Here is an 8,231-nt window from a genome sequence, read left to right on the forward strand (position 1 = left end):
CCCCCCGGTCTCACGCCCCCGTGTTTCCCGTTCCCCCCGGCCTTCAGGCGACCAGTTCGCCGAAGGCGCTCTCCTCGTCACGGCCGAGGCCGAGGACCTCGTCCTCACGCAACCGGCGCAGCGACCGCCAGATGCTGGACTTGACCGTGCCGACACTGATACCGAGGATGTCCGCGATCTCCGGGTCCGTGCGGCCCTCGTAGTAGCGCAGGACCAGCATGGTGCGCTGGAGTTCGGGCAGCCGGGCCAGCGCCTGCCACAGGACCGCGCGCAGCTCGGTGCCGCGCATCGCGTCCGTGTCGCCGGGCGTCTCCGGCAGTTCCTCGGTCGGGTACTCGTTGAGCTTGCGGCGCCGCCAGGCGCTGATGTGCAGATTGGTCATGGTGCGGCGGAGGTATCCGCCGACCGCCGCCTTGTCGCTGATCCGGTCCCACGCCCGGTACGTCGAGAACAGCGCGCTCTGCAGCAGGTCCTCGGCCTCGAAGCGGTCACCGGTCAGGTGATAGGCGGTTGCGTACAGGGAGGCGCGGCGCTCCTGGACGTAGGCGGTGAACTCCGCTTCCGTCAGCGAACGGCGCTCCCCCGAGTCCTCCCTGTACGCGGCTCCCCCGTGGGCCCCCGTGACCCCCGTCGTGCTTCCCCCCGTACGAGCGTCAACCACCGACATGTACGCGGTGTGCTGACGCCCGGTGCCGCGAGCGCACCCCCGCCCGCTCACGGCACCGGACTTCTCGGAACCCCGGCCCACATCGTGCAGGCGCGTGAGGACTGCGCTGGTGCTCATGCCGTGCAGCGTGTTCATCTCGCGCCCCCTGTCGTGGACTTCGGTGTTCGGTCTGCTTCCCCCGTGCCGAAAATCTTGCCGAGGGGACTTCATGGCCGTGTCCGCCGACTGTCACAGAGCTGTCACAGGGGCCCGGCACGGTTGCATCACGGAGCGTGCACAGGGGGTGGTGGTACCCCGGTTTCGGGCGCCCGCGGGCCCCACAGGTCGTACGAGACCCCCTCCATGGGCCAGAATGAGCCTCGTGCCTTCCCTGTTGCTGATCGAGGACGACGACGCCATCCGTACGGCCCTGGAGCTCTCACTGACGCGCCAGGGGCATCGGGTGGCCACCGCTGCCACCGGCGAGGACGGTCTGAAACTGCTGCGTGAGCAGCGGCCGGACCTGATCGTGCTGGACGTGATGCTGCCCGGCATCGACGGGTTCGAGGTGTGCCGACGCATCCGGCGCACGGACCAGTTGCCGATCATCCTGCTGACCGCACGCAGCGACGACATCGACGTGGTGGTCGGGCTGGAGTCGGGCGCCGACGACTATGTCGTCAAACCGGTGCAGGGGCGGGTGCTGGACGCCCGGATCCGGGCCGTGCTGCGGCGCGGGGAGCGGGAGTCCAGTGACTCGGCGATGTTCGGGAGCCTCGTCATCGACCGCTCGGCGATGACCGTGACCAAGAACGGCGAGGACCTCCAGCTCACCCCGACCGAGCTGCGGCTGCTGCTGGAGCTGAGCCGGCGGCCCGGCCAGGCGCTGTCCCGGCAGCAGCTGCTGCGGCTGGTGTGGGAGCACGACTACCTCGGTGACTCGCGGCTGGTGGACGCGTGCGTCCAGCGGCTGCGCGCCAAGGTCGAGGACGTGCCGTCCTCCCCGACGCTGATCCGTACCGTCCGTGGTGTCGGCTACCGCCTGGACGCTCCTCAGTGACCCAGACGCAAGGGGGGTTCCGCGGCTGGACCGCGGGCCGCAAGGGAGTCCTGTCACGGTTGCGCCTGACCAGTCTGCGGCTGCGGCTGGTGGTGGTCTTCGGGCTGGTCGCGCTGACGGCCGCGGTGTCCGTCTCGGGCATCGCCTACTGGCTCAACCGGGAGGCCGTGCTCACCCGGGCCCAGGACGCGGCGCTGCGGGACTTCAAGCAGGAGATGCAGAACCGCGCGAGCGCGCTGCCCGTGCACCCCACCCAGGACGAACTCCAGCGCACGGCGGGCCAGATGGCGGGTGGCAGCCAGCGCTTCAGCGTGCTGCTGGTCGGCCAGGACGCGAACGGCCGGACGGTGTACGGCAACTCGGGCGGGCTGAGCGGGTTCGCGCTGGAGGATGTGCCCCCGTCGCTGCGGGCCGCCGTGGACAAGCAGCAGCCGCTGAGCGGCGGCAACAAGTCCCCGTACCACCTGTACTGGCAGCGGGTCACCGAGCACGGCACCCCGTATCTGGTGGCCGGTACGAAGGTGATCGGCGGCGGCCCGACCGGTTACATGCTCAAGTCGCTGGAGCCCGAGGCGAAGGACCTCAACTCCCTGGCCTGGTCGCTGGGTATCGCCACGGGCCTCGCGCTGATCGGCTCGGCGCTGCTCGCGCAGGCCGCCGCGACGACCGTGCTGAAGCCGGTGCACCGGCTGGGCGTGGCCGCCCGGCGGCTCGGCGAGGGCAGGCTGGACACCCGGCTGCGGGTGTCCGGCACCGATGAACTCGCCGATCTCTCCCGGACGTTCAACAAGGCGGCCGAGGCACTGGAGAAACGGGTCGCCGACATGGCCGCCCGGGACGAGGCGTCCCGGCGCTTCGTCGCGGACATGAGCCACGAGCTGCGTACGCCGCTGACCGCCATCACCGCCGTGACGGAGGTGCTGGAGGAGGAGCTGGACTCGGCGGCCGGGAGCATGGACCCGATGATCGAGCCCGCGGTGCGGCTGGTGGTCAGCGAGACACGGCGGCTGAACGACCTGGTCGAGAACCTGATGGAGGTCACCCGCTTCGACGCGGGCACGGCCCGGCTGGTCCTGGACGACGTGGACCTCGCCGACCAGATCACCGCCTGTATCGACGCCCGCGCCTGGCTGGACGCGGTGGAGCTGGACGCCGAGCGCGGCATCCACGCCCGTCTGGACCCGCGCCGCCTCGACGTCATCCTCGCCAATCTGATCGGCAACGCGCTCAAGCACGGCGGCTCGCCGGTGCGGGTCTCGGTGCGGGTGGCCGGTGACGAGGGCTCCGAGATCGTCATCGCCGTCCGTGACCACGGGCCCGGCATCCCCGAGGATGTCCTGCCGCATGTCTTCGACCGCTTCTACAAGGCCAGTGCCTCCCGTCCGCGCTCCGAGGGCAGCGGCCTCGGCCTCTCCATCGCCATGGAGAACGCCCATATCCACGGCGGTGAGATCACCGCCGCCAACTCGCCCGAGGGCGGCGCGGTGTTCACGCTGCGGCTGCCCCGGGACGCGGCCAAGCTGACGGAACCGACCGACGAGACCGGCCCGGCCGCCGACGACGATGGCGACCACAGCGACGGCAGCGGCGGCGACCACAGCGGCAGCGGCGGCCGGGGCGACGGCAAGGGGGAGGCGTGATGACCGTACGGCGACTGCTGGCCGTCCCCGTGCTCGCCGTGCTGCTCGCCGGCTGCGGCATCCGGACCACTCAGGTGCCGACGGACTTCGGCGCGGCGCCGTCGCGGGTGCCGTGTTCGCTGTCGTCGGCGGCCGGGCCGGACCTGTCGACGCAGACGGCGCAGGGCGTACCCGTGCAGGTGTTCCTGCTGTGTGGTGCGTCGCTGGTGACCGTGGACCGGACGGTGCGCGTCCCGGACGGCACGGCGGACGCGCGGCGGCGGGTGCTCGTGGCGCAGGGGCTGCTGGACCAGCTCGCCCGGACGCCGTCCGACAGCGAGCGGAACGCGGGTTATACGACCTACGTCCGCGGCGGTATGAGCGTGAGCGGGCCGCGGCCCAAGGACCCGGAGGACACGCTGCGGCTGAGCACGGCCCCGGAGCAGCTCACCTCGTACGCGCTCGCCCAGATCGTCTGCACGTTCTCCGACTCGACGGCGGCCGAGGGCGACGGCTCGGTGGTGCTGGGCGGGCCGGACGGCGAGCCGCCGCGCCGGTACGAGTGCAGCGACGACGTCCGTTCCCGGCCGGGCACCACCCGGCCCCCGTCCAGCGCGGTGACGGACGGCTGACGGACCGCCGTGACGGACGGCCGTGACGGACGGCCGTGACGGACGGCCGTGACGGACGGCCGTGACGGACGGCCGTGACGGACGGCCGTGACGGACGGCCGTGACGGACGGCTGACCGGGCCGCGGCGGCGGGCGGGTGGTACGCCCGGCCCCGGGCGGGCCGCGGGCCGCGCACTACGGACCGCGGGCCCGGAGGCCGCAGATCGCAGATCGCAGATCGCAGATCGCAAGCCGAAGGTAGCGGGCCAGAAGTCGCGGCTCGCAGGCCGGAGGTCGCAGGCCGAGGGCCAGAGGCGGTCGTGGGGAGCGGGTCGCGGACCGAAGGTCACGAGTCGCAGGTCACGGACCACAGGCCAGAGATCGCAGCTCGCAGGTCGCAGGTCGCAGGTCGCGGAAATGTGTCGCACGCCTCACCCGCCCGCGCGGGGCCGATCCGGAACCGATTGTGCGCGAGGGCGCGTCTAGGGGGGCGTGCAGCGTCAAGGCTCCATCGGCGGCAGCGCCGCAATCCGCATCCGGGTGACCGGGAGTGTCCTCCTCATCGCGCATCTCGCGCTCGTCGCCTGGCTGATGCTGCGCCCCTTGAACGTCCCCTGGGTGATGCCCGCCAACCTGCGTCCGCTCGCCGGTATCCGGGCCGATCTGGCGCTGGGCTGGCCGGAGGCGGCCCGGCGGATCGGCGAGGGGCTCGCCCTGCTCGCGCCGCTGGGCGTACTGCTGCCGATGGCGCACGGCCGGCTCGCCGTCTCCCCGCTCGCCTCCCTGATCCGTACGACGGCGGCGGGCACCCTGCTCTCGCTGGGCATCGCCCTGGTGCAGACCGGGGTGCCGGGCCGGGTCGTGGACGTGGACTCGCTGCTGCTGAACACCGTGGGCGTGGCGCTGGCGCATCTCGCCGTGGTCCCGGCGGGCCGTTCCTGGCTCCGCCGCAGGGGCGAGCGCGTACGGCGTACGCCCCTGCGCCAGGACGAGACGGCTCAGGGCCGGACCCCGACGATTCCCAGGGTCGGCGTCGCACCGTAGAGCGACGCCCCGCCGCCCACCGCTCCGTAACGTTGCGGACAGATGGGCAGCCGAGCCCACACCGGCGGGCGGCGGGGGCCGTGCGAGAGCGCCCTTCCCCACGCGCCGGCCGAGCGACCGAGCAATCAAGCAACCGAGCATTCAAGAAGGAGTGGCGACATGACCGCCCTCGCCCGCCCCACCCACGGCCGCATGATCGGCGGAGTGTGCGCAGCGCTGGCACGGCGCTTCGACACCTCCGCGACGACGATGCGGGTGATCTTCCTGGTCTCCTGCCTGCTGCCGGGCCCGCAGTTCCTGCTCTACCTCGCCCTGTGGTTCCTGCTGCCCGCGGAGGGGAAGTCCCGGTCGGCGGCCTGGTAGCCGCCCGGGCTGGTCCGTAGGCGGGGCCGTAGACGGGTCCGTACAGGAGAACGCCGTCGGGGCGCCCCCGGGAGGAGGGGGGTGCGCCCCGACGGCGCGTCGAGGAGTCCGGCTCAGTCGAGGAGTCCGAGTCAGCCGAGCGGGAGCCCGTTCACCGGCAGGCCGTGCGTGGGCAGGCCCTGCACCGGCAGTCCGCCGAGCAGGCCGGCGACCGGCGCGGTCGGGCCCTGGGCGAGCACCTTCTGGGCGGCGGGCTGGGCGGCGGCCAGCCCGGCACCGACGGCGGCCTGCCCCTGGGTGAGCGCCGCACCCGCACCCGGCAGCGCCGTGGCGACGTTCTCGGCCGGCAGCGTCCGGGTGATGCCGTCGAGCGCCTGGGTGGCGTCCGGGACGGCCGGGGCCGCGGAGGCGGCGCCCGCGCCGGCCGCGGCGAAGGCGGCACCGAGGGCGGCGACACCGAGGGTCTTGGCAGCAGACTGCTTCATGGGGAATGCGTCCTTGCATGCGATGACGGGGATAATCGGTCCAGACCGTAAACACCGCGACCCACCCACCGCAAACATCGAAATGCGGACGGATTGTGAAGCCCGTCCGCATGACATGCGCCGCACCCGGGTGTATTCAGCCCTCCCGAGCGACAGAACCGCTGGTGGGAGCGGTCTGCCGGAACAGCCATTCGGATTTCAACTCCGCATATCCGGGCTTGATGACGTCATTGATCATGGCCAGTCGTTCATCGAAAGGAATGAACGCCGATTTCATTGCGTTGACGGAGAACCATTGCATGTCGTCGAGCGTGTAATCGAATGCCTCGACGAGGTGCTCGAATTCCCGGCTCATGCTGGTGTGCGACATCAGCCGGTTGTCCGTGTTCACCGTGACCCGGAAGTACAGCCGGCGCAGCAGTCCGATCGGGTGCTCGGCGTAGGAGGCGGCGGCCCCGGTCTGGAGGTTGGAGCTGGGGCACAGTTCGAGCGGGATGCGCTTGTCCCGCACATACGAGGCGAGCCGTCCGAGCTTCACCGAACCGTCCTCGTGGACCTGGATGTCGTCGATGATCCGCACCCCGTGCCCGAGCCGGTCGGCGCCGCACCACTGGAGCGCCTGCCAGATGGAGGGCAGCCCGAACGCCTCGCCGGCGTGGATGGTGAAGTGGTTGTTCTCCCGCTTGAGGTACTCGAACGCGTCGAGGTGCCGGGTGGGCGGGTAGCCGGCCTCGGCGCCGGCGATGTCGAAGCCGACGACGCCCAGGTCCCGGTAGCGGTTGGCGAGTTCGGCGATCTCCAGGGCGCGGGCGGCATGCCGCATCGCGGTGAGCAGGGCCCCGACCCGGATGCGCCGGCCGCTCTCCCGGGCGAGCGCCTCGCCCTGCCGGAAGCCCTCGTTGACGGCCTCGACGACCTCCTCCAGGCTCAGTCCGCCCTCCAGGTGCTGCTCGGGGGCGTAGCGCACCTCGGCGTAGACGACGCCGTCGGCGGCGAGGTCCTCGGCGCACTCGCGGGCGACCCGGATCAACGCGTCGCGGGTCTGCATCACGCCCACGGTGTGCGAGAAGGTCTCCAGATACCGCTCCAGGGAGCCGGAGTCGGCGGCCTCACGGAACCAGATGCCGAGTTTGTCGGGATCGGTCTCGGGGAGCCGGGAGACGAGGGCACCCGCCACGCCTTCACTGCTGTGGGGGACGGCCTGCCGGGCGAGTTCGACGATGGTGCCGGGGCGGAGGCCGCCGTCGAGGTGGTCGTGCAGCAGAACCTTGGGGGCCCGGCGAATCTGGTCCGACGTGGGGAGGTTCCCGGTTGGCGCAATCTGGCTCGTCATTTCCGCACTCTAACTCCTACGCGCGTAGATCACTCATTGCGGGATTCCGTCGATACGTAACGGTGACCGCACGGAAGGGTCGCGTACACCGGTGCTTCTGACACTGTTCTGCCATGGCACAGCAAGTGACACCGGTGCGAACGGCCAGACTGGGAAGGGCAGTCGGCCAGGAGCCGACGGCGGTGAGCGGGGCGGTGCTGATCCTGCCCGACGGGGAGCAGGTCTCCGCCCGCAGGCCGCCGCCCGCGTGGGCGACGGGGTTCGTCCGCGCGCTCGGCCGGACGCTCGCCCGGGCCGGGCGCGGCGAGGGGCTGGCGACACACGCCGTCCACTACCGCTACCGCGGCTGGAACGGCAGCGAGGCGGATCTCGCGCGGGACGCGTCCTGGGCGGTCGACGAGGTCGTACGCCGCTACGGCGATGTGCCGGTGTGCCTGGTGGGGGTCGGCATGGGCGGCCGGGCGGCGCTCCGCGCGGGCGGCCACGAGGCGGTCAACTCCCTGGTGGCCATCGCCCCTTGGCTGCCTGAGGAGGACATGGGGGCGCCGTCGGAGCCGGTACGGCAGCTGGTGGGGCGGCGGGTGCTGATCGTGCACGGCACGAACGACGAGCGGTCCGCCCCGGAGCTGTCGTTCCGGCTGGCCGGCCGGGCGAAGAAGGCGAACCGGGACGTGTGCCGCTTCGAGGTGCACTCCGACGGGCACGGGCTGCACCAGCACCGGGCCGAAGTGCTGGCGCTCACCGCGGACTTCGCAATGGGGGCGCTGTTCGGACACGTGCTCTCCCGCCCCGTGGAGGACGCACTGGCCGCACCACCGCCCATCGGCCTGCGCATGCCACTCGCCACGGGCTTCGGCCGCTCCCTGCGCCGCCGCTGACACCCCACGTCGCGGCAAGGTCGACGCCGAGCCGCGGACACCGACCCCCGACCGGCCCGGTCGAGCACCGCGCGGGGGCCGACACCCGGGGCGATCGTCGCCCGGACGCTGCCCCAGGGCCCGGCCCGCAGGTTTCCCCACGTGGCTCACCCGCTGCCAGATCCGCCCGGGGCAACAGAGCCGGTGGCCGGG

At 72.1% G+C, this 8,231-nt stretch carries 9 protein-coding genes; 6 read left to right on the forward strand and 3 right to left on the reverse strand.

Annotated elements, in window-relative coordinates; genetic code table 11:
• Positions 1 to 43 precede the first annotated feature (43 nt).
• Complete coding sequence (locus ACWEKM_RS02930) at positions 44 to 802, reverse strand: SigE family RNA polymerase sigma factor (RefSeq protein ID WP_451619374.1); 759 nt, start codon at positions 800 to 802, stop codon at positions 44 to 46.
• A 226-nt stretch (positions 803 to 1,028) separates the two neighbouring features.
• Between ACWEKM_RS02930 and afsQ1 the strand changes: the two genes are divergently transcribed.
• The 5 genes from afsQ1 to ACWEKM_RS02955 all read left to right on the forward strand — a co-directional run bounded on the left by afsQ1 (position 1,029) and on the right by ACWEKM_RS02955 (position 5,343).
• Positions 1,029 to 1,706, forward strand: coding sequence for a two-component system response regulator AfsQ1 (gene afsQ1, locus ACWEKM_RS02935; protein ID WP_451619375.1), 678 nt, complete (start codon positions 1,029 to 1,031; stop codon positions 1,704 to 1,706).
• The gene (locus ACWEKM_RS02940; RefSeq protein ID WP_451619376.1) at positions 1,703 to 3,346 is read left to right on the forward strand and encodes an ATP-binding protein; all 1,644 of its coding nucleotides are present in this window, start codon (positions 1,703 to 1,705) and stop codon (positions 3,344 to 3,346) included. The genes afsQ1 and ACWEKM_RS02940 overlap by 4 nt, the downstream gene beginning before the upstream one ends.
• The gene (locus tag ACWEKM_RS02945) at positions 3,346 to 3,957 is read left to right on the forward strand and encodes a hypothetical protein (RefSeq protein WP_451619377.1); all 612 of its coding nucleotides are present in this window, start codon (positions 3,346 to 3,348) and stop codon (positions 3,955 to 3,957) included. Before ACWEKM_RS02940 ends, ACWEKM_RS02945 begins: the two co-directional genes overlap by 1 nt.
• 471 nt (positions 3,958 to 4,428) lie before the next feature.
• Positions 4,429 to 4,980: a VanZ family protein gene (locus ACWEKM_RS02950; protein ID WP_451619378.1), complete on the forward strand. Its 552-nt coding sequence runs from the start codon at positions 4,429 to 4,431 to the stop codon at positions 4,978 to 4,980.
• Between the two features lie 159 nt (positions 4,981 to 5,139).
• Positions 5,140 to 5,343 (forward strand): PspC domain-containing protein, encoded by a 204-nt coding sequence (locus ACWEKM_RS02955; protein ID WP_451619379.1) that lies wholly within the window; start codon positions 5,140 to 5,142, stop codon positions 5,341 to 5,343.
• Between the two features lie 131 nt (positions 5,344 to 5,474).
• On the opposite strand, the gene ACWEKM_RS02960 is transcribed toward ACWEKM_RS02955, so the two are convergent.
• Both ACWEKM_RS02960 and ACWEKM_RS02965 read right to left on the reverse strand, forming a co-directional pair.
• Positions 5,475 to 5,828 carry an ATP-binding protein gene (locus ACWEKM_RS02960; protein ID WP_451619380.1) on the reverse strand — a complete coding sequence of 118 codons (354 nt, stop codon included), beginning with the start codon at positions 5,826 to 5,828 and terminating at the stop codon, positions 5,475 to 5,477.
• A gap of 136 nt (positions 5,829 to 5,964) precedes the next feature.
• Positions 5,965 to 7,161 carry an adenosine deaminase gene (locus tag ACWEKM_RS02965; RefSeq protein ID WP_451619381.1) on the reverse strand — a complete coding sequence of 399 codons (1,197 nt, stop codon included), beginning with the start codon at positions 7,159 to 7,161 and terminating at the stop codon, positions 5,965 to 5,967.
• 113 nt (positions 7,162 to 7,274) lie between these two features.
• On the opposite strand from ACWEKM_RS02965, the gene ACWEKM_RS02970 reads away from it, so the two are divergent.
• Positions 7,275 to 8,039 carry an alpha/beta hydrolase family protein gene (locus ACWEKM_RS02970; RefSeq protein WP_451619382.1) on the forward strand — a complete coding sequence of 255 codons (765 nt, stop codon included), beginning with the start codon at positions 7,275 to 7,277 and terminating at the stop codon, positions 8,037 to 8,039.
• Positions 8,040 to 8,231 lie beyond the last annotated feature (192 nt).

This window comes from Streptomyces sp. NPDC004752, from assembly GCF_053601275.1.